12 protein-coding genes are annotated in these 25,096 nt (G+C 66.4%); 7 read left to right on the top strand and 5 right to left on the bottom strand.

The window, feature by feature from the left end; genetic code table 11:
- The first annotated feature begins 96 nt into the window (after nt 1–96).
- From glyS to WBN46_RS17840, 6 genes are all read left to right on the top strand, one after another.
- Nucleotides 97–2,193 (top strand): glycine--tRNA ligase subunit beta, encoded by a 2,097-nt coding sequence (gene glyS / locus WBN46_RS17815; RefSeq protein ID WP_337732738.1) that lies wholly within the window; start codon nt 97–99, stop codon nt 2,191–2,193.
- Nucleotides 2,194–2,739: 546 nt separating this feature from the next.
- A complete protein-coding gene (locus WBN46_RS17820) occupies nt 2,740–4,524 on the top strand; it encodes an autotransporter assembly complex family protein (RefSeq protein WP_337732739.1) in 1,785 nt (594 codons plus the stop codon).
- On the top strand, nt 4,521–8,351 hold the full coding sequence (locus WBN46_RS17825; protein WP_337732740.1) for a translocation/assembly module TamB domain-containing protein: 3,831 nt from the start codon (nt 4,521–4,523) through the stop codon (nt 8,349–8,351). The genes WBN46_RS17820 and WBN46_RS17825 overlap by 4 nt, the downstream gene beginning before the upstream one ends.
- Before the next feature lie 5 nt (nt 8,352–8,356).
- Nucleotides 8,357–9,409, top strand: a complete 1,053-nt coding sequence (locus WBN46_RS17830; protein WP_337732773.1) for a winged helix DNA-binding domain-containing protein — start codon at nt 8,357–8,359, stop codon at nt 9,407–9,409.
- 73 nt (nt 9,410–9,482) lie between these two features.
- The gene (locus tag WBN46_RS17835; protein WP_337732741.1) at nt 9,483–11,627 is read left to right on the top strand and encodes a S46 family peptidase; all 2,145 of its coding nucleotides are present in this window, start codon (nt 9,483–9,485) and stop codon (nt 11,625–11,627) included.
- The gene (locus WBN46_RS17840) at nt 11,624–11,827 is read left to right on the top strand and encodes an oxidoreductase-like domain-containing protein (protein WP_337732742.1); all 204 of its coding nucleotides are present in this window, start codon (nt 11,624–11,626) and stop codon (nt 11,825–11,827) included. Before WBN46_RS17835 ends, WBN46_RS17840 begins: the two co-directional genes overlap by 4 nt.
- Nucleotides 11,828–12,002: 175 nt before the next feature.
- On the opposite strand, the gene WBN46_RS17845 is transcribed toward WBN46_RS17840, so the two are convergent.
- The 5 genes from WBN46_RS17845 to WBN46_RS17865 all read right to left on the bottom strand — a co-directional run bounded on the left by WBN46_RS17845 (nt 12,003) and on the right by WBN46_RS17865 (nt 24,365).
- The gene (locus WBN46_RS17845; RefSeq protein ID WP_337732743.1) at nt 12,003–14,876 is read right to left on the bottom strand and encodes a serine/threonine-protein kinase; all 2,874 of its coding nucleotides are present in this window, start codon (nt 14,874–14,876) and stop codon (nt 12,003–12,005) included.
- A 139-nt stretch (nt 14,877–15,015) separates the two neighbouring features.
- Nucleotides 15,016–18,198 (bottom strand): DUF11 domain-containing protein, encoded by a 3,183-nt coding sequence (locus tag WBN46_RS17850; RefSeq protein WP_337732744.1) that lies wholly within the window; start codon nt 18,196–18,198, stop codon nt 15,016–15,018.
- Nucleotides 18,199–18,426: 228 nt separating this feature from the next.
- Nucleotides 18,427–20,595 carry a hypothetical protein gene (locus WBN46_RS17855; RefSeq protein WP_337732745.1) on the bottom strand — a complete coding sequence of 723 codons (2,169 nt, stop codon included), beginning with the start codon at nt 20,593–20,595 and terminating at the stop codon, nt 18,427–18,429.
- A gap of 137 nt (nt 20,596–20,732) precedes the next feature.
- Nucleotides 20,733–21,230: a hypothetical protein gene (locus tag WBN46_RS17860; RefSeq protein WP_337732746.1), complete on the bottom strand. Its 498-nt coding sequence runs from the start codon at nt 21,228–21,230 to the stop codon at nt 20,733–20,735.
- Between the two features lie 234 nt (nt 21,231–21,464).
- The gene (locus WBN46_RS17865; protein ID WP_337732774.1) at nt 21,465–24,365 is read right to left on the bottom strand and encodes a hypothetical protein; all 2,901 of its coding nucleotides are present in this window, start codon (nt 24,363–24,365) and stop codon (nt 21,465–21,467) included.
- Between the two features lie 362 nt (nt 24,366–24,727).
- On the opposite strand from WBN46_RS17865, the gene WBN46_RS17870 reads away from it, so the two are divergent.
- The gene (locus WBN46_RS17870; protein ID WP_337732747.1) at nt 24,728–24,964 is read left to right on the top strand and encodes a hypothetical protein; all 237 of its coding nucleotides are present in this window, start codon (nt 24,728–24,730) and stop codon (nt 24,962–24,964) included.
- Nucleotides 24,965–25,096 lie beyond the last annotated feature (132 nt).

A 25,096-nucleotide genomic window follows, 5' to 3' on the forward strand; every position in this document is an offset into this window, starting at 1 on the left:
CGGATGGTTGACTGCCACGGACTCCGCCGTACCCTCATCCGCCCTTCGGGCACCTTCTCCCACTGGGAGAAGGGAACAACTCAAGGTTGCATGCACATGAGCGAACAAAAATCCCTGCTGGTCGAACTCGGCACCGAAGAGCTGCCGGTCAAGGCGTTGCCCGGGCTGGCGCAGGCGTTCTTCGACGGCGTGATCGCCGCGCTTGAAAAGCGCGCCATCGGCTTCGAGCGCGGCGATGCCAAGCCGCTTTACACGCCACGCCGCCTGGCGGTGCTGTTGCCCGCCGTGGACGTGGAACAGCCAGAACAGAAGTCCGAAGTGCTGGGCCCCTATCTCAACATCGCGCTGGACGCGAACGGCGCGCCGACCAAGGCGCTGGAAGGCTTCGCCGCCAAGGCCGGCATCGACTGGACGCAGCTGGAGCGCACCACCGACGGCAAGGGCGAGCGCTTCGTCCACCGCGCGGTGAAGCCGGGCGCGAGGACTGCCGACCTGCTGGCCGACATCGTGCGCGAAGCGCTGGCCGCCATGCCGATCCCCAAGCCGATGCGCTGGGGCAACCACGACTATGCATTCGCGCGGCCGGTGCACTGGCTGGTGCTGCTGCTGGGCAAGGACGTGGTGGAGGCCGATGTGCTGGGCGTGACGTCCGACCGCATGAGCCGTGGGCACCGTTTCGAACACGACAAGCCGGTATGGATCGGCGACCCGGACGATTACGTGGACGCCCTGCGTGGCGCCCGCGTGCTGGTCGATCCGGAGGAACGCCGCACGCGCATCGTCGCCGACGTGCAGAAGGCCGCCGCGCAGGCCGGCGGCAGCGCGCGCATCACCGACGACAACCTGGAACAGGTGGTCTGCCTGACCGAATGGCCGGCGGCGGTGCTGTGCAGTTTCGAATCCGCGTTCCTGGCCGTGCCGCAGGAAGCGCTGATCGAGACGATGGAGATCAACCAGAAGTTCTTCCCGGTGTTGAGCGACGGCGGCAAGCTGACCGAGCATTTCATCGGCATCGCCAACATCGAATCGCAGAACGTCGAGGAAGTGCGCAAGGGCTACGAGCGCGTGATCCGTCCGCGCTTCAGCGATGCGAAGTTCTTCTTCGACGAGGACCTGAAGCAGGGACTCGTATCGATGGGCGACGGCCTGAAGACCGTCACCTACCAGGCCAAGCTGGGCAGTGTCGCCGACAAGGTCGCGCGCGTCGCGGCGCTGGCGGAAACCATCGCCGCGCAGGTCGGCGCCGATCCGGCACAGGCGCGTCGCGCCGCGGAACTGGCGAAGAACGACCTGCAGTCGCGCATGGTCAACGAGTTTCCCGAGCTGCAGGGCATCGCGGGTCGCCACTACGCCATTGCGGCGGGCGAGCCGAAGGAGATCGCGCTGGCCATCGACGAGGCCTACCAGCCGCGCTTCGCCGGTGACGACATCGCGCTGTCGCCGCTGGGCAAGGTGCTGGCGATTGCGGAACGGCTGGATACGCTGGCGGGTGGCTTCGCGGCGGGTTTGAAGCCGACCGGCAACAAGGATCCGTTTGCGCTGCGGCGGAATGCGCTGGGGTTGGCAAGGACGGTGATTGAGAGTGGGTTCAATGTTTCGATCAAGGAATTGATCGCGAAGGCCGTGGACGCCATCGGCCCGCTGCCGACCGGCAAGAACGGCGCAACTGCCACGGCGGACGCGGACGAACTCTACGACTTCATCCTCGATCGCCTGCGCGGCTACTATGCCGACAAGGGCGTTCCGGCCGCGCATTTCACCGCGGTGGCGGAACTGAAGCCGGCGTCGCTGTACGACTTCGACACGCGCCTCGACGCCATCGGCACGTTCGCCACGCTGCCGGAAGCCGAAGCGCTGGCTGCGGCCAACAAGCGCATCGGCAACATCCTGAAGAAGGCCGACATCGCCATCCCGCACGCGATCGACCGCGCGCTGCTGACCGATCCGGCGGAAAGTGCGCTGGCCGAAGCGGTGGAAGCCGTACTCGGCGAGACCGACGAGGCCCTGCACCACCACGACTACGTCACCGTGCTGAACCACCTCGCCCGCCTGCGCCCGCAGGTGGATGCGTTCTTCGACAGCGTGATGGTCAATGCCGACGACCCGGCCATCCGCGCGAACCGGCTGGCCCTGCTGAAGCGCCTGGCCGACCGCTTCCGTGCGGTTGCGGCGATCGAGCATCTGTCGAACTGAGCCGCGTTTCCTTCTCCCGCAGATGCGGGGAGAAGATGCCCGGAGGGCCTGCCCCTTACTTGAGACGGGGGCGGATGAGGGACCGAGCGCTGTACCCCATCGGGCGCAGCACCATCACCCCTCCGTTCGCCCCTCACCCGCCTTCGGCACCCTCTCCCCGCACGCGGGGAGAGGGAGTCAAACTCCACGGATCCTGGATGCACCCGGACTGCAGCGCCGCCTCTCGCGCATGCCATATCCGTTCCCTTCTCCCCGCCTGCGGGGAGAAGGTGCCCAAAGAGCCTGCCCCGTACTGGATACGCGGGCGGATGAGGGGCGCTCTTCGCGCCGACCCTTGCAGCGCAGCCACTGTCGGCTGACCGAACACCGGATGCCTGCGGAAAACTTCCTTTTCCCACAGTGCCTGAATCAAGACAGTTGCTCGCCCCGCATGCGGGGCGAGGGATCATTCCGCATACGCCAACAGTGTGACTTCTCGTGAACCACGACTCGCGCAACGGCCGCCCCCCTTCACCCCGCTTAACCCTCACCGGTTATCCTGCCCGCATGCGTCGACTCCCTTGCTTCGCCACCGCCGTGGTCCTGCTTGCCGCAACCGGTCCGGCCTGGGCCGCGGCCATCGTCGACAAGGTGCAGATCGAAGGGCTCGACAACGAGCTGATGATCGAGAACGTCAACACCGCGCTGTCGCTCAACGATTCGCTCGGCAAGCGGCTGGGCGAGTCGCGTCTGGAATACCTGCTGGGTGAAGCCGTCGCTGAAACGCGCGAAGCGCTGGAGCCGTTCGGCTACTACTCGCCCACCATCACCGTGGATGCGCCGCGCACCGAAGGCGCCAACGACGAGCGGCTCACCATCACCCTGCGGATCGCCCTCGGCGAACCCGTCCGCGTGCGTGGACGCGACCTGTCCATCGAAGGCGAAGGCGGCGACGACCGCTACCTGAAGGAGGACCTGGACGCGTTCGCGCCGAAGGTCGGCGAGGTCTTCGACCACACCACCTACGAAGCCAGCAAACTGGTCATCGTGCGGCGACTGGCGGATCGCGGTTACTTCGATGCGGACTTCACCCACCGCCGGGTGGAAGTCACGCGGGCCGAACACGCCGCCGACATCGCGCTGGGCTGGGTCAGCGGCATCCGTTATGACATGGGGCCGACCACGTTCCACCAGGACAAGTTCGATCCGGGCCTGCTGGACAAGCTGGTGTACTGGGAAGAAGGCAGCTACTTCCACCAGGGCAAGCTGGACCGCCTGCGTGAATCGCTGGTCGGCCTGGACTATTTCGCGAACATCGACATCCAGGCCAACCCCGACAAGGCCGTGGACGGTCGCGTGCCGGTCGACGTGAACCTGGAGTTGGCCAAGCGCGACATCTACACCGCCGGCGTGAGCTACGGCACGGAGAGCGGGCCCGGTATCCGGCTGGGGCTGGATCGCCGTTACGTGAATTCGCGCGGGCACAAGCTGTCCACGCACCTGGACTACGCGCAGAAGCGCAAGACGCTGCTGACCCAGTACCGCATCCCCGCGTTCAAATGGCTGGACGGCTGGTACACCGTCGGCGTGCAGGCCAGCGACGAACAGACCGACTACATCGACCTGCGCCATGTCGAATTCACCGGCAGCCGCAGCGGACAGGTCAGCGAAGACTGGACTGCGGTGGCGTCGATCCACGCGTTGCGCGAACGCTGGCGTTATGTCGAAGACGATCCGGTCACCGGCCTGCCCGACACCACCGTGCAGTACGCGACCTTCACCTACCCCTCGCTGCGCGCGGACTACACCAACTCGCCGGTCGGCTCGAACCGTCCCGACCAGCTGGCCGGGTCCATCCTGCTGCGCGGCGGCGTGGATGGCGCGGGCTCGGATGCGAACTTCCTGCAGTTCCACATGCGTGCGCGCTGGTCGCAGCGGTACAAGACCAACAGCGCGCTGATCGTGCGCGGCGAGTATGGCCATACGTTCACCAGTTCGCTGGTGGCGATGCCGCCGTCGCTGCGTTTCTTCGCCGGTGGCGACCGCAGCGTCCGCGGCTATGCGTGGCGCGAAGTCGGCCCGCGCCGTGGCGACTACGCACTGGGCGCGAAGAACGTGGTCACCGGCAGCGTGGAGTACGAGTTCTATCCGAAGGGCGGCCCCTACGGTGGCGCGGTGTTCGTGGATACCGGCAGCGCCTTCGACGGCACCCGCCCGGACCTGAGCACCGGCATCGGCGTGGGCCTGCGCTGGCGCTCGCCGGTGGGCCCGGTGCGCCTGGACGTGGCGCACGGGCTGAATGATCCGGATTCCAGCTTCCAGATCTACCTCAACATCGGGACCGATCTGTGAAGAAGCGCGTACCCGACAACCTGACGCCGGAAGAGCGCGACGCCCGCATCGCCGAACTGCGCGCGCGCCGCAGGGCACGCATGCGCACGCTGGCGATCCGCAGCGCCATCGGCACCGGCGTACTGACGCTGCTGCTGTGCATCGGCCTGTACTGGTTGCTGCAGACGGTCGCGGGCCGCGACATGCTGCTCGCGCAGATCAAGGCACGGCTGCCGGCCGACGCCTCGCTGGAATACAGGGAAGTGGACGGCCCGATCGCGGGCCCGCTGACGCTGCGTGGCGTCGACTTCCGCTGGGACAGGATCCGCTTCACCGCCGACGAGGTCTACCTGGAGCCGGACCTGCGCCCGCTGCTCGGCAAGCGCCTGCGACTGGATGTGCTGAAGCTGCGCGGTGCGATGCTCGATGTGCCGGAAAGCGACGAACCGTTCGAGCTGCCGCACTGGCCCGACATGCTGCCGCAGATCGAGATGCCGCTGGCGATCCAGGCCGACCGGCTGGAGGTGGACCGCTTCCTGATCCGCCAGAGCGGGCAGCCCCTGATCGACATCGCGCATGCGGGCGGCGGCATCGATATCGGCGACGGCTACGTGCATGCGGAGAAGCTGGCCATCGCGAGCGATCGCGGCACCTTCGGCGTGCACGGCCGTTACGAACCCCGCGACGGTTACGACACCGACCTGACGGCCACCGGCGTGTTCGCGGCCGCTGCCGGGCGCACCCCCGCCCGCATCGGACTGGTCGCGCGCGGGAATCGCGCCCGCATGAACGTGGGCATTTCCGGTGCCGCGCCCGCGCCGTTGCGCGTCACGCTCACGCTGCGCGGCGAAACCCGGCCGACATGGACCCTCGCCGCGAAGACGGAAGCACTGGACCTGTCGTTGCTCGGCGTGATGGAGGACAGCACGCCCGTCTCTTTCGACCTGGCGGCCAAGGGCGCGGGCGGTGCCGCGGACCTGCAGGGCACCGTGCAGCAGGGCGACATCGCCGTGGTGATCGAACCTTCGCACGCGCGCATCGACGGCGAAGTCCTGACCGTGGAGCCGCTGGCGATCCGTGCGTTCGACGGCTATGCCGCGCTGCGGGGTCGCGCGGACTTCACCGTGCCGGAGAACCCCGCCTTCCGTTTCGCGGTGAACGCACGCGGCCTGCGCTGGGGCACGGAAGCGGACAGCATGATCGGTGCCGAGGGCGATTTCGGCGTGGCCGGCAAACTGGAAGCATGGGCCGCCATCGGCAAGGCCACGCTGACCCGCGGCGACGACAGCGCGGTGGTGGAGTTCGATGGCCGTGGCAATGCCGAGCGCGTGCAGTTGCAGAAACTGCAGGCACGCATGCCCACCGGCACGCTGGACGCCACCGGCATGGTGGGCTGGTCCCCCGTGCTGGACTGGGACGTGAAGGCGACGCTGGCCGGTTTCGATCCGGGCTACTTCGCTGCAGGCTGGAAGGGCAACCTCTCGGGCGCGCTGGCGTCGAAGGGACGCCAGCGCGAGGACGGCCAGTTCCAGGGCACGCTCGACGTGCCGAAACTCACGGGCCGCCTGCGTGACCGCGCGCTGGAAGCACGCGGCACGTTCGCGCTCGACGGCAACGCCGGTGAAGGCGAGCTGGACCTGTCGCTGGGTGGTAGCCGCGTCGCCGCGCAGGGCAAGGTCGGCGACACCCTGGATATCGATGCGACGTTCCGCCCGCTCAACCTGGCCGACCTGCTACCCGACGCCAGCGGCACCCTGGCCGGCACGCTGAAACTGACCGGCGCGCGCACGGCACCCACCCTCAATGCCGACCTCGGCGGCGACGGCCTGCGCTGGAACGACTGGAGCGCGGGCAGTCTGAGCCTGCGCGGCAACCTGCCCTGGCGCAGCGGCAATGGCGAACTCACCCTGCAGGGCAGCGCCGTCGACGTGGGCACCGTCCTGGACAGCGTGCAGATCAGCGCGCGCGGCGCGGTGGAAGACCTGCGGGTCGACGGCGATGCACGCAATGCGATGGGGGCGGTGGCGTTGTCGGGCAGCGCACGGAAGCGTGGCGCCAACTGGCAGGGCACGCTGGATTCGCTGCGCATCGCGCCGTCCAAGGGCAACCCGTGGACGCTGCGGCAACCCGCACGCTACGCGCAGAACGGCAGCGCGTGGACGTTGTCCGAGAGCTGCCTGGGCTCCGACATCGGCGGCGCCCTCTGCGCCACCGCCAACTGGCCACGGCAAGGACTGGTGGTGCGTGGCGAAGCGCTGTCGCTGGCCCTGGTGCAGCCCTGGTTGCCACCCAGCAGCGGGCGACCGCTGACGCTGCGCGGCGAGTTCACCCTCGACGCGACGCTGCGGCCCGCCGGCAATGCATGGCAGGGCGAAGTGCACCTGGCCTCGCTGGATGGCGGCCTGAAGATGGGCACGAGCGCCCGCGGCGAGATCATCCGCTACGACAACTTCACCTTCGATGCCGACTTCAACCCGCAGCGCATCCAGGGCCGGCTCGGTACCGGCTTCAAGGGCGACGGTTATGTCGATGCCACCTTCGCCACCGGCTGGGATGCGTTCGCGCCGCTCAAGGGCGACCTGTATTTCCACAACTCGCGCCTGTTCTGGATGGAACTGTTCTCGCCGGACCTGGTGCGCCCGCGCGGCAAGCTGGCCGGCCACATCGGCGTTGCCGGCACGCGGGGCCATCCGCTGCTGAGCGGCGAAGCCACGCTCACCGAATTCACCGGCGAGTTGCCCGCGCTCGGCGTGTCGCTGGCGGACGGCGGCGCGGAACTGGTCGCGCTGTCGGATGGCAGCGCGCGCATCGACGGCAGCATGAAGACGGTCTCGTCGACCGGCGGCACCGGGACCGGCGGCGTGCTCAACGTGTCCGGCACGCTGGGCTGGAACAACGACACCACGCCGCTGCAGTTCCAGGTGCGCGGCGACAACGTGCTCGTGGCGGACACCACCGACCTGCGTGCGGTCGCGTCCCCGGACATCCAGGTGGGCTTCGCCGACAACACCATCCGCGTGCGTGGCCAAGTGGGCATTCCTTCGGCCACCATCGACGTGGAGAAACTGGATGACGGCGTGTCCGCGTCGGAAGACGTGGTGGTGCTGGATCCCGCCGATCCCGAACGCGCACCGAGTTCGCGACTGGACCTGGACCTCGCCCTGAAGGTCGGCGACGAGGTCAACCTGAAAGGCTATGGCCTGGAAGGCACGCTGGCCGGCACCCTGCACGTGCGTTCGCAGCCCGGCCGCGAGATGCTGGGCACGGGTCGCCTGGACGTGGACGGGCGTTACGAAGCCTACGGGCAGAAACTGCGCATCACCCGTGGCGAACTGACCTGGAGCAACAACGCGATCTCCGATCCGCGCATCAACATCCGCGCCGAACGCGAAGTGGTCAGCGCCAGTGTCACTGCCGGCATCGACGTCACCGGCCGCGCCAGCCAGCCGCGCGCCCGCGTCTGGTCCAATCCGTCGATGTCCGAATCCGAAGCGCTGGCGTACCTGGTGCTCGGCCGTTCGCTCAACACCGCCAGCAGCGACGAGAGCCGCCAGATCAACGCCGCTTCGTCCGCGCTCGGCGCGGGTGCGGGCCTGTTGGCATCGCAGCTCGGCGCGAAGATCGGCCTGGATGATGCCGGCGTGCTGGAATCACGCACGCTCGGCGGCTCGGTGTTCGGCGTGGGCAAATACCTGTCGCCCAAGCTCTACGTAAGCTATGGCGTCTCCATGGTCGGATCGGGCTCCGCGGTCACGCTGAAATACCTGCTGCGCAAGGGCTTCGACGTGGAGATCGAGTCCAGCACCACCGAGACGCGCGGCTCGATCAACTGGCGCAAGGAAAAGTAGGCGTGATGCCGTCCCTGACGGCCCGCCGCCTGCAGCGGCACGGCATCGCGGCACCGATGGCGGCGGATCCGGCCGATGCCGTCCGCCGCATGGGGGCAATGCAGGCGCAAGACTATGCGGCATCGCTGTGGGCCATCGGCCTGCGCACCCGCGGCGCGACGCGGGCAACGGTGGAAGACGCCATCGCGTGCGGCAAGATCGTCCGCACCTGGCCGATGCGCGGCACCCTGCACTGGCTCGCGCGCGAGGACGTCCGCTGGATGGTGGCATTGCTGGCACCCCGCGTGCAGGCCGCGAATGCGGCGCGGATCGCGCGCGATCTCGGATTGGATGCTTCCACGCTCATGCACGGTCGACGCGTGCTGGAACAGGCATTGAAGGAAGGCGTGCCCGTTACCCGCGCCGACCTCTATGCCTGCATGGAGGCAGCCGGCATTCCCAGCGGCGGCCAGCGGGGCCTGCATCTTCTGAACTGGCTGGCGCATGAGGGCGTCATCTGCCAGGGGCCGCGCCATGGCAAGCAGCCGACGTTCGTCCTGCTCGATGCATGGGTGCCGCCGAGCGCACCGCTGGCTCGCGACGAAGCACTCCAGCAGCTGGCACTGCGCTATCTGCAAGGGCACGGGCCGGCGACAGCGGCCGACCTGGCATGGTGGTCGGGACTGACGCGCAAGGAGGCCATGCAGGCCCTTGCATCCGCCGCATCCGCGCTGGTGCAGGAAACGCATGACGGGACGACGTGGTGGTCGCATGCCGATGCGGCTGCGCCTGCGCGCTCGAATGCGGTGCATCTGTTGCCGGCATTCGATGAATATCTCATCGGCTACCGCGACCGCACGCCCGTGCTTGACGCCGCACATACACGGCGCGTGATCGGCGTGAACGGCCTGGTCAGCGCAACGGCGATCATCGGTGGCCGGGTGGCCGCGACATGGAAACGCGATGCGGCCGGCGACGACATCACGCTCGCTCCCCTGCGTATCCTGAGCGAGGCGGAACACACCGGCATCCGTCGCGCGGCGCAGCGACAGCACCACTTCCTCGACACCGCGCGCTGATCATTCGATGGCTTCCGGCATTGCCGCATCCCGGCTCTGCCGATATCGTCGCAGTCCTCTCCGCCGGAGCCTGATGATGCGCCGCCGACTCTCGACCTCCGCCCTCGCCCTGGGCGCCGCCCTGTCCCTGCCCGCCCATGCCGACGAAGGCATGTGGATGCCCTCGCAGCTGCCGCAACTGGCCAAGCCGCTGCGCGAGGCGGGCTTCAAGGGCAGACCGCAGGCGCTGGCCGACGTCACCGCCGCCCCGCTGAGCGCGGTGGTGCGCGCAGGCGGCGGCACGGGTGCGTTCGTCTCGCCGGACGGATTGATCCTGACCAACCATCACGTGGCGTACGGCGTGATCCAGTACAACAGCAGGCCCGAGCGCAACCTGATCGACGATGGCTTCACCGCCGCCGACCGTGCCGGCGAACTACCGGCGAATCCGGACTTCCGCGTCCTGGTGACGGTGGGTTACGACAAGGTCACGGACGCCGTACTGAAGGATGCGGCCGGCAAGACCGGGCGGGCGTACTTCGATGCCATCGATCGCGCCAGCAAGGCCATCGTCGCCGAGTGCGAGCAGGAAGGCGGCGTGCGTTGCAGCGTGGCGAACATGTACTACGGCACCGACTTCTACCGCATCCGGCAGCTGGAACTGCGCGACATCCGCCTGGTCTACGCGCCGCCGCGCGCGATCGGCAACTACGGCGACGAGATCGACAACTTCATGTGGCCGCGCCACACCGGCGACTTCACCCTGCTGCGCGCCTACGTGGGCAAGGACGGCAAGCCGGCCGCCTACAGCGCCGACAACGTGCCCTATCGCGCGCCAGCGCACCTGCCGTTGGCGAAAGACGGCCCGAAGGCGGGCGACTACGCGATGCTGGCCGGCTATCCGGGCACCACCTACCGCCACCGCACCGCCGCCGAATTCGACGAACAGGTCAACTGGACGCTGCCCGCGCGCGTGGCCGTGTTCGACCAGCTGATCGATGTCGTGGAAATGGCCGGTGTCCGGGATGCCGACGCGAAGACGCGGTACGCCGCACAGCTGCAGTCGCTGAAGAACAATCGCAAGCGCGCCGTCGGCGAGCTGGAAGGCCTGCGTCGCAGCGATGCGGTCCGCGTCCGTGCCGACGACGAGCGCGACATGCTCGCTACCGAGGCGGCCGCGAAGGAACGGACGGACATTGATGCATTGAATGCGTCGATCGCCGACGGTTCGGCCGTGCGCGAACGCGAGCTGTTGCTGGCCCTGTTCGGTTCCCAGTCCCAGCTGATGCGCGCGGCGATCACGCTGGAACGGTTGCGGGTGGAATCCGCCAAGCCGGATGCCGAACGCGAGAGCGGCTACCAGGTACGCGACCACGCCCTGATCGAAGGCCTCCTGAAACAGGTGCAGCGCCGCTATGCGCCGGACGTGGAGAAAGCCCTGCTCACGGTGCTGCTGACGCGCTACCAGCAACTGCCGGATGCGCAGCGGCTGCCGGGGTTCGATGCTGCCTTCGGCCGCACGCCGGCCGCATTGAAGCACGCGCTCGACACGCTGTATGCCGGCACGAAACTGGGCGACGAAGCCGAACGCCTGTCGCGTTTCGCTGCTGCACGGGAAGGCAAGTTGATGGCCGCCGATCCGCTGATCGGCCTCGCCGCGAAGCTGGTGCCCGTGCAACTGGCGCTGGAGCAGGAGCGCAAGACCCGGGAGGGCGAGCAGCTGCGCCTGCGTCCCGCCTACATGCGCGCACTGTTCGCCTGGCGGCAGCAGCAAGGGCGTGCGCTGTATCCGGACGCCAACGGCACGCTGCGCGTCAGCTTCGGCAGGGTGGATGGTTTCTCCCCGCGCGACGGCGTGCGGTATACGCCGGTGACGACGGTGGCCGGCATCGTCGAGAAGAACACCGGTGACGTGCCGTTCGACGCGCCGAGGCCGTTGCTCGATGCCATCGCGAAGGGCGACTTCGCCGGCACGGAAGATCCCGTACTGAAGACGCAGACGGTCAACTTCCTGACCAACCTGGACACCACGGGCGGCAATTCCGGTTCACCGGTGCTCAACGCGCGTGGCGAACTGATCGGTCTCAATTTCGACAGCAACTGGGAATCCGTGAGTGCCAGCTGGATGTTCGATCCGCGCTACAAACGCGCCGTCCATGTCGACATGCGCTACCTGCGCTGGTTGATGGGCAAGGTCTATCCGGCGCCGCACCTGCTGGAGGAGATGGGCGCACAGTGACCCCGGACGACGACCCGCGACCGGTGGAACCGGAACCGCCGTTGCCCAGCGACTGTTGCAACAGCGGCTGTCCCATCTGCGTGCACGACCTGTATGCGGAGCAGTTGCAGCACTACCGCGAACAGCTGGCGGCGTGGAATGTCAGGCATCCCGCAACGCCGGACCTTGATGGCCATGACCCAGAGCCCCGCGGGTCATAGAGCCGGACTTTCGACATGAACAACGCTCGGGGCCCGTTCTTGTGAGCCCTTCTGTTTTTGCGGAAGCACGGGTCCGGGAGCGGTTCAAAACCGATGGCGGCGAACCGCTCTCGTAACGACGGCCAGATCTAGCCGGCCCTGCCGGGTGCGGCGGGCACCCTCCGCCCGGTCCATCTCACAACTGCGGCCTGAGCCTGCCTGTCGTCTCGAGCTGCCTTATGGCGTCCTGCATGCCCGTGACATACCGGTGGTCGTCCGGATACTGCGCCGCAAGGCTCGGATAGGTGCTGCGCAGCAGTGCGAGCGCTTGATCCACACGCCCCTTCCTGGATGCGATATCGGCGCGCATGAGTACGGCTGCATTGAGCCTGCTGTAGGCATTCGGGTCAGGCAGTTTCCCGACAGCGCTGGCCTGCAGCTTTCCGTACAGACTGTCCGCGTCATCAAGGCGCCCCCGCTTGAAGTAGAGGTGTGCAAGTGCCATCTGGTTGGTGCTGTAGTAGAACGTTTCAACCAGTTCGTGCTCGATGATGAAGTCCCTGTTCTCCTCGAGGAGCTCTTGCGCACGCTGAAGATCTTCTTCCCGTCCAAGCATGACGTGGAGCGTAGCCAGGGTTCGCCGGGCAAAAGGTGGAGGTGGAACACCATCCTCGCGACATGCCTTCATCACCTCATTGAGCAGTGCCATGGACGCCTGGATGGCGGCCATGCGCTCCTGCTCGGGCTCGCTCTCGATGTTGTTGACGAGCCGGCCTGCCAATCCAACCTGTACGCTCGCGACCTTCTCGTGAGACAGCGGGTAGTACTGCCGGAGAATCGCCAGCGACCTTCGGGTAAGCGCAAGCATCTCTTCGCGCTGGCCGCCTTCGAACTTCATCAGCCAGCTACGGTAGGTCAGTGCCAGGGCGTACTCGGGATGGCTTTCACCGTATCCCGCGAGAATGCGCTCCTCACCCTTCCGGATGGCTTCGCGGCAACGCACGAGCTCCCCTGCGTTGCATCTTGCGTTGCCAAGCACCAGCCAGGCGCTCCCCATGCTCGGATGCGATTCGCCGACGGCTTTGAGCGTGCTGTTCCACTGCAGCTCGGCGTACTTCCTTGCCTCTTCCGTCTTTCCCAGGTGCGCGAGACTTTCGAAAAGAACGCGTTCCGCGTTTGCGGCGAGCAGGGGATACCTCGGCTCGGCCAGTTCTATGGCCGTTCGCAGATGCTCTATCCCGGTGCCGAATCGATACTGTTGAAAGTACCAGTACCCCTGGATGGTGAGGAGCTCGATGTAGGGCTCCGGAGACGCCGACTGATGGCGCCTGGCAAGGTCAAGCGCCTTGTCGAGAGTACTTTGTGCTTCCCTGTGGCGGACGAGATTCCATTGCGCGCGGGCAAGCTCCACCATGAGCTGGAGCCGCACTGGCACCCACTGCTCTTCGTTCGGGCCGGGCAGGACACCCAGGGCAGAGTGGGCCACGGCCAAGGCGTTCTTCGGCTCTCCTTCGATGTTGAACAGGGCTGCGCGAGTCGCCTGAACCTCGGCCTGCACGAGCGGTTTTTCCTCCGCCAGCTGCGCCGCTTCATCGGCCAGGACTTTCGCCCTGCGATGCTGGCCGATCATGGAATGGCTTCTTGCCAGAGCCAGCAGACCCCGTGCCAGGATCTCCGGATGCTCCTGCAACGACAGGCTCCGCATCTGCAGTTCCGTCTTCCGCAGCAGGTCATCCGATGAGTGGGGGCTTTGTGCAAGCCCGGAGAGCGTAGCCATCCCCAGCGTCTTGCTGAAGATGGCCGCCATGGCGTCATGGGCGAGCACCTCGTCCGCGGAGCGTTTCGCCTGGATGTGGAGGGTCAGCGCACCTGCGACCAGCAGTCCTGCGGCAAGGGCGGACACTGCAACCGTGGCCCGGTTCCGTTGCAGAAATTTCATGGCTCGATAGGCCGCGCCCCCCTTTCGAGCACGTACCGGCATTCCATGCAGCCATGCGTCGAGGTCGTCCCGAAGCTCCAGCAATGACGTATATCGCGTCGCTGGATCGTAGGAGGTACAGCACGCCGCGATGGCTTCAAGGTCGCCACTCAAGCGCTTCTCCAATGCCCGGGCGTCTGGGAGCCCCCGCGCCTCGGCATCCTTGAGCGTGCCGGAGTTGGCAATCGATGCCGTCTCGTGGGTCATCGGCCCCGACGGATCCACCATGCGAAGCGGGCTTGCATCCTTCGGCAGCGCCCCCCACAGGAGGCGGCGCATCACCATGCCCATCGAGTAGATGTCCAACGCTGCGGTTGGCAGGGTCCCGGTCAGCGCCTCCGGCGCCGTGTACCCCGGAGAGACGGCGATGCGAGGCGCTTCACGCTCACCGTTAAGCACCGTGGAAAGCCCGAAATCGACGATCTGGATGTTGCCATCCGCGGTGACCAACAGATTGGACGGCTTGATGTCGAGGTGCAGAACCATGTGTCGGTGCGCGTAATCGAGTGCCTCGCAGACTTTTTCCAGAAGCCGCACGCGCGCTTCGATGCTCGACCTTCTTCTGTCGCACCACTGGTCGATGGGCTCTCCGTCCACCAGTCGCATGGCAAACCAGGGATGTCCATGCAGGTCCACGCCTCCATCAAGGAGGGGCGCGATTCCAACATGGCTCAGCCGGGCCAGGGTGTTGCGCTCGCGAATGAAGGCATTCACAAGCGCCTCCGAGGTCAACTCCCTGCGCACGCATTTGAGCGCGACCTGCTGTTCGTACTGCCCGTCGTCCCGCTTGGCCTTGTACACGGTCCCCATTCCGCCAGTACCGATAACATCCGTGATCAACCACGGCCCCAATCGGCTACCAAGGCGCGCCTCAGCGTGCGTCTGGTCCGTCTTCTCAAGGCGCTCGAGCACCTCGCTGGGAAGGTGATCCAGTGGATGCTCGGCCTGGTCCATGCGGAGCATGGCGGCAACCAGACGGTGGACTTCGGGTTCACGCTTCTCGAGCGCGCGCAGCTCTCTTTCCCGATCACTGGCCTTGAGAGCGAGGTAGTCGCCCAGAAGAGCGAGCGCCCGAATCCTGGCGGGATTCATCGGTCGCTCCCACTCGGCCGTTCCTGGGCGAGCAGGAACGACACACTCCCTCTTGCCGACGTCATGAAAAGAGCCGTTCTCGCCTTGACCGCGTGGTGCGGTCCAGCGAGCGCCCGCTGTCGGCAATACGCATCGGCGCTCACAGGCCGCTCGCTGTCACCGTGCATTGCAATGTGACGGTGACCTGCCCCCCCACCGGAAGGACGGGGAGCGTGATGCCGCTGCCCAACAGATTGCTCACCGGCACGGTCGGCGAGGGACAGCTGGCGCCGCCTGTCGCGGCGCAGATCGCAGTCGTGCTGGGCGTGGTGCAGTCCTGCCCGGCACTGGCCGCATCGGTCAGCACCGCGCCGTCAGCGGCCAGTGGCCCGTTGTTGGTCACGACGATCTGGTACGTCACCACCTCCCCGGTGACCACCGGATCCGGCGAAGCGGTCTTGACCACCTGGATGTCCGCCTGGCGCAGGGTATTGGTGAAAGTGCACTCGATGCTGGCACCAACCGCCGTCGCCGCCGTGTCCAGCACCACCGTGCGGGCAGCCAGATCCGGCGTGGCTGTTCCACCCGCACCCAGCCCCGTGCACGTGATGCCGGTGACCTGGTACGTCGCGGGCGACGTGCTTTCGATGATCGTGGTGACGGTTGCGGCGGCGGCCAGTGTCTGCGTGGCACCCGCCACAGCCGTACCGGCGGTGGTGGTGGTCAGGGTCTGCGTCTGCACGCCGTTGTCGCCGCTGAAACCGAAGCTGTCCACGCCGCCCACGCTGATCTTCCGGATCGTGAGCCGCGGTACGGACTGGTCTACGTCGGTGGCGGAATTGTTGGCCGCATTCGTGTCATTGATCGTGACCGGTGGCGTGATGGTCACCGTGTTGACCAGATCGCCAGTGAAGCCGGTCGGCACCGTCATGGTCACCAGATAAGTTGCAACCGCGCCGGCAGGCAGATCGAGTCCCGTGTCGTTCAGGGCCCCGGTTCCGCTGGCGGCGCCGCATGCCGCGCCGCCCGATGTGGATGCACAGGTCCAGCTCATGGTCGCGGCATTGATTCCCGCCGGCACCGGATCGCTCACCGTGATGTTCTGTGCCCCGAACGGACCGTTGTTGGTTACCACGACGCTGTACGTGCGCGCCTGTCCCGGCACATAACCGTCGCCGGCCAGATCGCTGGGGCCCGATGCGGGCGTATTGGTCTTGGTCACCGCCAGGTCCGCGCTGAACTGGATCGGCGCTGTCGGGCAACTGGCGCCATCATTCACGTTCGAACCGGGTGAGCCGGAAATCAATGTTCGGGCGCCGGTAACAAGATCGAAACTATAGAAGCCGCCGCCGTTCGCACTGCCAAACAGGCCGGTGGGCGAGCCGAACATCGCGCCATAGTCAACGGCCGCAGTGGGTGACCCGATATTGGTCACTACGCCTGTCGCAGGATTGATTGAGCGCAGTTGACCATTACCCTGCACGGTGTAGATCAATCCGCCGATCCACGCCATGTCCGAAGCCTGCACGCTCGACGACAGCGTGATCAGCGTCGATGTGTTGGTTTGCACATTGATCGCCCGCAGGTTGGTCGACCCCCCGCCTGCCAGCGCATACATGACGCCCGTGTCCGAGAACGTGCCCATGATCCAGCTGTCGGTCGCCATCCCGCCGCCCACCGGACCAAGGTCGACAGAGCTGCCGTCTGCGCCGACCCGGATCAAGCGATTGCCGGTGCCGCCACCCGCATTGATACCGTAGATGAAGTTGTCCACGGGATTGAAGCCAATGGCGTTGTAGACGTTGGAACCCTGCCCGATCGGCGGATACGTGAAGGGATTGGTAGCGGTGACGATGTCGTAGAGCGTGGTGTTGGTGTTTATGTTCGGGCTCTGCGACAGGTACATGCCGGACGAACAGGATGCGAACGCCGGCTGGCTCTGCACGGCATTGGTGATGGTGCAGGCGATGTTGCTCCCCGCATCGACCGCCGCCGCATTGAGGGTGAACGAACTTGCACCTTGCGTGACCGTGCCCCCGGTGCCCATGCCGGTGCAGGTCACATTGCTCAGCTGGAACCCGGATGGCAACGCTTCGTTGATCGTGGTGGCGACCAGGGGATTGGTGAGCGTCTGCGCCGTACCGGTAACGCCCACGCCGGTCGCCGTCGTGGTCAGCGTCTGGCTGGTCCAGCCGTTGTTGCCGGTGAAAGTGAAGGCGCGTGTACCGCCTTGGCTGATCTTCGTCAGCGTCAGGGTGACGGGCCGCCGCGTGTTGACGACCGTGCAGGTGATGTCATCGCCGGAGGCGGGTGTCAGGCTGAAACTGGTACCCGTGCCGCTCGGCAGTACTGTCCCCGTGCCACTGGATGCGTTGGCGCAGCTGTAGGTCGAGGTGTAGTCACTCAGGTCCGTCGTGCCGGAAGCCGCTTCGGACAGCGTATGCAGCACGCCGGGATTGAACGGCGCCAATGTGGCAAGCCCGGCAGTGACCGTGGTGCCGGCACCGGTGGTCGTGGTGCTCGCCAGCGGCGACCCGCCACTCGCGATGGACAGCGCGAACTGGTCGGTGCCGCTCTCGCGCCCGGTCACGATCTGCTTCTGCAACCGCAGCGTGGCCTTGCACTGGTTGATCTGGATGTTGCGGAAGCGGATATCGTCGTCGGCCGTGTTGTCGCTGTAGTCGGACCGGTAGACGTACTGCACGCTGGTGACCTGCGTGACCGTCGTCGGCAGGCGAACGGTGAAGGGGCGATACGTGCGCCCGATGGATGTCGCATCGCCCACGAATGCCTGCTGCGTCGCGGTTTCCGCACTACCGCTGACCGAAACGAGCGAGCCGTTGCCGGGCCAGAACTCGCCTGCGGTGCTGTTCGTGCCCGCAACCGCTTCGGAGGTGAACAACGTGGCGTAGGTCACGCCGTTGACCCGGATCTCCATGGTGGCCCGGCCGGAGTTGCCGCCTGCGGGGTTGTTCCATTGCAGGTCGCCGGCAATCACGATGGCGCCATTGGTCTGGATGCCATAGCGCGTGCTGGTCTGGTTGCCGTTGAGCGTCGGCGTGTGGGTGAGGCCCGGGGAATTGTCGTTGAGCCAGCCGCTGTCGGCCGGCGAGGTGATGATGGGCAGTGTGTTGGCCAGCGTGCACTGGTTGGCCGCCTGTGCCCAGAGTTCTCGGGGCGCAAGCAACAGCAGAATGCCCATGGCCAGCCAGCACAGCATGCGGCCGGTGGCCTGCAGCGGCCTGTGCCGAGGGAGGCAGCTTTCCTGCTGCTGCGTAATATCGACTACGCGCGCGCCGCGAACGGGATCGCGCCAGTCCGCAGTCCCGATCACTCCATCCATCACCGCCCCCTTTGGCGAATCCTGTATCGCCACGGCACCTTGCGGCGCCGTGCGACAAACTGCCACACCGGACAACAAGCCGCAACGCCGCTTGTCACATTGATGGTTGGGTAGATCGTACTCGGCTTGTCCCTCAGGACATCACATTGCGGCGCCGTGCCCGCTCAAGGACATCACAGCGCTTTCCAGACCCTTCTTGCGCCGGAAACCAGCGAAGCGATTGCGGCCTCAAAGGCCGCTGGCGGTCACCCTGCACTGCAAGCCGAACGTAACCGCCCCCCCGACCGGCAGGGTCGGGATGGTGACGCCCGCGCCGAGCAGGCTGCTCACCGGCACCGTCGGCGACGGGCAGCTCGCGCCGCCTCCGGCCAGGCAGGTCGCGGTCGTGCTGGGTGTGGTGCAGTCCTGCCCTGCCCCTGCCACGTCGGTCAGCAGGACATCGGTGACCGCCTGCGGACCGTTGTTGCTGACCACGATCTGGTAGCTCACCACATCCCCGGTGACGACCGGATCCGGCGAGGCCGTCTTCACCACCTGGATATCCGTCTGCTGCAGGGTATTGGTGAACGTGCACACGATGTCGCTGCCCGGTGCCGTCGCGGCGGCATCCAGCGCGACCGTGCGCGCGGCCAGGTCCGGCGTCGCAGTGCCGGTCGCACCCAGGCCGGTGCAGGTGATGTCGGTGACGCGGTACGTCGCCGGGGAAGCGCTTTCGGTGATGGTGGTGGCGGTGGAGGTTGCCGTCAGCGCCTGCGTGGCGCCGGCTACGGGTGTCCCGTCCGTGGTCGTGGTCAACGTCTGTGTCGCAACGCCATTGCTGCCGCTGAAGCCGAAGCTGTCCACGCCGCCGATACTGATCTTGCGCACGGTCAACTGCGTCACCGAACCATCGGTATCCGTGGCGGTGTTGTTCGCCGGCGTCGCATCCACGTAACCATCGGGTATCCGGATCGTCGCGGTGTTGGTGACGGGGGAGACGCCAGCGGCCACCGTCGCCGTGACCGTGAACGTCATGGTGCTGTTCGGCGGCAGGGTCGGAATGACGATGCCGCCCGCACTCTCCAGGGCCGCCACGGTCACGTCACCCGCGGCCGGACACACGGCCCCTGCCGTCGTTGCCGTACAGGCCACCGCCGTCTTTGTCAGGCCGGTGGTGGCAGGGTCGATGAGGGTCGCCAGGTCGACGTAGTTCATCGACGGGTTGCTGACAACGAGGGTGTACGTGGTCGTGCTTCCAGGCGTCACCGTATCGTTCGCTTGATCGACGTTGCCGTTGATGCCCGGGGTATTGGTCTTGGTGATGGACAGGTCCAGCAGCGCACGCGTCAGCGTGAACTTGGCAGCCATGCCGCCGGAGGTTCTTTGGCCGGCCGTCAGCGCACCGTTCTGCGACTGCAGGGTGATGTTGGCGGCTGGTATGCCACTGGCGTACTGGAACGACGTACTGAAGCCGTCCGATTCCGTGGCGGCCAGGAAGTGCGCCCCGGCCACGCCTGCAGTGCCGGGATCGGTGTTGACCACCGCAGGATTCGACACTTCGGTGAAGCCGGGCACCGTGGCGAAGTCCAGCGGACCGCTGCGGGCGTAACCGTTGAAGCCCACCAGCAGCACGCCATCGCCAGCATTCACCGGTGCCTGGCCGACGTCGTAGCCGTTCAGGCACGCCGACCAGTTGCCCGGCGCGCTCACGCCCGCCAGGTAGACCAGCCCGGTGCCGCAGTCGGTGGTGGAAACGAAGCGGGACCGCACGATGCCCGTACCGGGATCGCCGGTAGCCAACTGACTGACATGGTTGAACTGCAGTGCCGACAGCAGCGCCTCGTCGCCGGCGCGATTCGGCGCATCGACGTTCGGGAGGGTGATCGTGAGGGTGCCGCTGTCGGCACCGCCCAGCAGGGTGCGCAGCTGCGACTCATAGATCGCGGCGAAGTAGAGTTCCTGCGAATAGGTCGCCCGGTCGGCGGCGCCATTGCCTATGCTGTAAAAACTGTTGACGAGCCGCAGGTCGCCGGCCGGAGGCGCCAGCGGGTTTGTCACCGTCGTCGAGCCGCCCGGGCCGGTCACGGTGAACTGGATCTGTACGTTCGCGCCGTTCGTGACCACGAAGGCGGGGGACGCGAAGTTGCTGTTGGCGGAAGTCTCGTCGACGCACGTACCCGAGGTTTCCAGGGTATCCGTCGTGCAGTGGTCGCGCTCGAACGCGGCGGTGATGAAGACGACGCGGTTCTGGCCCGCCGTCACGTTGAAGCTGAGGGAAGGGGTCCCCGGGGCGCCTGCGCCGATCGCGGTCGATGCGCCGCCATGGTCGAAGGTCACGGTCTGTGCATGCGTCGTGGCACTCCAGCCCGAGGCCAGCCCGAACGCGAGCGCCCATCCTGCGAATCGTCTGCTTTTCATGCGGCTTCTATCTTTCCTTCCAATGGATACCGATCCGTCCGGTCGCTGCGCCGCGCCATGCGACGCGACGCCCGACGCGGCCACCGTTCGCGTGACCGTGCCGGGCGCCTCGGCAATGGCGATGCGGACGGGTTGTATCAGCCGTTGGTCCCGCCGTTGCCATCGATGCAGGTGCCGGTACCGATCAGCCCGTTGTTCCAGTCATCGAGCACGCGCGACACGGCGATCATTTCCTGGCGCGGTTCGCTGCTCTTCGGCATCGCGGCAATCTGGGCCGGCGTGTACAGGGCCATCAACTGGCTGGCACGGGACAGGGCGTCCGAGACCAGGGTGGGGGTCTGGGCGCCCAGGGTGTAGTTGGCCTGCGCGGCGACGAGCTGGTGGCCGAGGATCCAGTACGCGTTGCCGCGCGAGGGTTCCTGCAGTACTTGCTGATAGGTGAGGCCCGACAGGTAGAAGGGCTGGTAGCGAAGGGTCAGCCAGACGTCCGTGCTCAGGTCGCCGGCGTTCTGTGCCCGGTTCTGCCAGTAGCCCTGGGTGAACTGGCAACCGCTTTCGGCGCGGGCATCTGCGGCGGCCGTCAGGCCGGCGACCGCCATCAGCAGGCCCGCCGTTGCGTTACGAAACAACATCATGCGTGTGATCCTTGATTCGGGTGATGGTGAAGCACGGGCGTTCCGCCCGTACCGTTGACCTCCGCTCACATCACGCGCGTGCCTTTGCGTGATCCGAGTGACGTCAGTACCCGATGAATTCGTGACGGCCGTCAAAAAAAGGACAGGTGTGGCGTACGCGAGCAGGTCGGCCACCCGAGGTGGCCGACCCGCTTCTGTTTCGCGACAAGGAAGGCGTGCGCGGGATGAAAGGCGTCAGGGCGTGCCGGTGGCCGAGACGGTGCACTGCAGTCCAATGGTGATCTGGCCACCCACGGGCAGGGTCGGAATCGTGATGCCGCTGCCCAGCAGGCTGCTGACGGGCACGGTGGGGGACGGACACGTCGCGCCACCCGTGGCCGAACAGGTCGCGGTGGTGCTGGGCGCGGTGCAGTTCTGGCCCACGCCGGCCACATCGGTCAGCACCGCACCATCGGCCGCCAGCGGACCGTTGTTGGTGACCACGATCTGGTAGGTCACTACACCGTTACTGACCACAGGGTTCGGCGAAGCGGTCTTCACCACCTGGAGATCGGTCTGCCGCAGGGTGTTCGCGATCATGCAGACGATCGCCGCACCGACGTCGGCGTCGGTCAAGGTCAGGGTGTTGCCACTGAGCACGCCGCCGGTGCAATTCCACGCGCCAGCGATGTAGCCGCCTGTGTTGCTGCCGCCAAGTGTCTCCGCCAGCGTGATCACGTCGCCCACAGCCATCTTGACCGCAGCGCCCGTATCGGTCTCGTTGGCCGTCTCTGCGGTCGAGTCGAGCGCCGGGCTGCCAGTGCCACCGGTCGCGGTCAACGCGGCGGTGTCGCCGGTCGCCGCGTTCACCCAGGTCTTTGCCAGCGTCAGGGTCGGTTCGCGGACATTGGTGAAGGTGCAGACGATATCAGTGGCGGCATCGCCCACGGTCAGGGTACCGCTCATGTCGTTGGCGGTGTAGGTCAGCGCCGCGCCTGTGCCGGTATTGCCGGTGCAGGTCAGGGCTTTGTCGTAGGCGCTGGCGGTGCCGGTGGTGAAGACCTCGCTGAGGGTGTAGCTGCGGCCATGAACCACGGCGAAGGCGGTACCCGCATCGATCTCGCTGGGCGTATCGGCCACTGCGTCCAGTGCGGCACCGGTGGCGCCGCCGGTGGTCAAGTCGAGAGCGCTCACTGTCACCGCATCGTTCACCGCAGCGCCGGCCCAGCTCTTCCGGAGGGTTAGCATGGGCGGCAAGCCTGCCGAGCAGCTGGCCATGTCGCCGATACGAGGGAAGTCGTTCGTGACCGTCATGTACGGACCTGTCACTGGACCAGCGTAAAGCGTGTTAGTGGAATCGCCGAGATAGAGGGTCGTGCCGACAAACGCTGCCGCCCCCGGGTCACCGGGCACCGTCGCGATCTGGCTGGCCGTGGCCGCAGTACCGGCGTACAGATCGCCACTCAACTGATACAACGCCTGTTCGTCTCCGGCCACGACATAGATCGTGCCATCCGGGCCGATCGCGAGGTCGCCGCCGGAGCTAGGAACGGCGCCGGAATAGGTCAGCGTGACGGTGGCGGGTGCGGACAGACTGCCATCCAGCGCCACCGCATAGCGGTAGAGCTGCGTAGCATCCTGGCCTTGCAGATACAGATTGCCAACCGCATCCATCACCATCCGATGCCAGTTCGCGGAGCCCGCAGCAGTCACGCCGGTCGACGACCAACTGCTGGCGCCCGGTGCCAGGGTCCTGATCTGACCGGTGTCGTTGTCGACCGCAAACAGACGGCCGGTGCGGGGGTCGATGCCCAGGCTTGTGATATCGCCACCGTCGTTATCGGTGATCGCCCCCGGATAGTAGGTGGCCGCCCCGGTCGCCGGATCGATCGACGTCAGCACACCGTAACCCGTCCCTGTCGGTGGAGTGCTCCTCAGGACGCCCCACAGCAGGGGACAGCGGTCGCCGGTGGGGAGCGGCGTGATCTCCCGCGTGTTGGTGAAGGTGCAGGTCAATTCTGCGCCCGCAACGATCTGGCTGCCCGGAATCGTCAGTTGGCCCGTACTCGTGTCTGCCACAACCGGTACATTGGCGCCAGCGCCGTTGGTGCACACGATGGACGAAAGCTCGTAGCCATGGTTAGCGGCGGACTCAACACGCTCGCGGATGCTGGTGTCGGTATTGAACTGGGTCAGGTATGTCGCCGAGCTGGCGGGATTGGCGACTGTCGTATCCAATGAAAAATCGATCGGCAGTCCATTGGTTCCTCCATCGAAGGTAAATTCGCGAGCACCTCCCACGCTCTGCTTGCGCAATATCACGCAGGCGGGCACCGTGGCGTTGAATGCGGTATTGGCGGCGCTGAGGATGGTCGCATCGTTGTAGGCCGCGCTGTACGACGCAATGCGCGGCGTGCCCGTATCGAATGCCTGGGTGGAGAGGGCCGTCGGATGCGCAGCGTCGTAGTCGGTGGCCGCGCCGCCCCTGCTGGCGAATGCGGCTACCTCTCCCCGGTTCACGGCATTGGCTGCGGTAGCATCGATGCCCACGCCGACAATCACGGCGTTGCGCACGTTCTTGAAACGATTGCTGTAGTGATAGAAGCCCAGGGCAGTTTCGGTGGAGGGCATTTCCCGGATCGAGGTGCCATCGAAGCGCCCGAAGTTCGGGTCCGCATCGGTCATGTGGATCAGCATGAGCTGCTGGGTAGGCGTGGAGGGCCCCAGCGTCGGCTGGTTGTAACTGTCGTTGCCTCCCGTGGTGCCACCGCTGTACAGCACGCCCTCCAGGATCTTCAGGCCATGCTGGGCGTAGTCGTCGTTGATGTTGACGCTGAAGTTGGCACCGCCGCAGTTGTTGCGATTGATGGAACCGGCGAAGTTGGTGCCGAACGAACGGCAGACCCGGTTGGAGGCGCTGTTGTTGCCGGCGTAGGCGAAATCGGCGGGATTGCTGGACCACCCGCCCGGGATGGCCGAACCGGTCGCAAGGTCGACGCGGCACCCATCGCGGGTCGTGCGCCTGCCACCCTCGCAGCCCCAGTTGACCACGGCCAGGCGGTAGCCCGGCCGGCTCAGCACGCTGGCGGCGATGCTGGCGATGGCCTGCTGCGCCTCATCGAACTCGGCATTGGTGATGGAGCTGGAGTTGTCCACGAACAACAGCACATCCTTGCCGGGGGGCGTCGGACACGACTGCGCCTGACCTGCCACCGGCACACCCACCGCGGCGCTCACCACCGCCGACAGCGCTAGCCGCCTGAAAACATTCATTCCTCTATCCCCGACTGGATTCTTTCGACACGCGTGCGACCCACTACAGGATCCGCACCGGCAATGAAGGTCCACCTCGACCTACACAGGCACATTTCGCGATAAGGCCCCTTGAAGGGACATCACGTGCCCGCACCGGCTCTCGCCATGTCCTGATCCAGCCCCGTACTCCGAATAAAAAGTGTCCCCCCGGGAAAGCATCTCTGGCATGACTGGAGAACACGCAATCCGCAGGAACCCGCAACGTGATGTACCTTCCGCCACGCTGGACCACCGTCTTCGTCGACGTACTGATCCAGGAACATGCCTCGTTCTTCGTTCTGGCGAATCCGCAGGACCGGCTGGAAGCCTTCGCCGAGAGAGCCAATTGCCTGCTGGATTTCACCGCGCCCGAGGAGCAACTCGCGGTATTCGAGCGGCTTGAAGCGGTGGTGCATGCCACCGAGGGTTTCAGCAAGACCCTGTCGCCCGGGCATCCATAGCCAGGCGGGCAACACCGCTGGCCGAGCGTGACGGCCAGCCTCGCGCGCAGCGTGCCTATGTAACGGCACGATCCATCCGGAGTCGGGCGAACGGGCAATGGATCCTCTGCCGCCGACCCGAGGGTGATCCCA

This window comes from Pseudoxanthomonas sp. CCNWLW251, assembly GCF_037402255.1.
In the GTDB taxonomy this organism is placed as follows: domain Bacteria; phylum Pseudomonadota; class Gammaproteobacteria; order Xanthomonadales; family Xanthomonadaceae; genus Pseudoxanthomonas_A.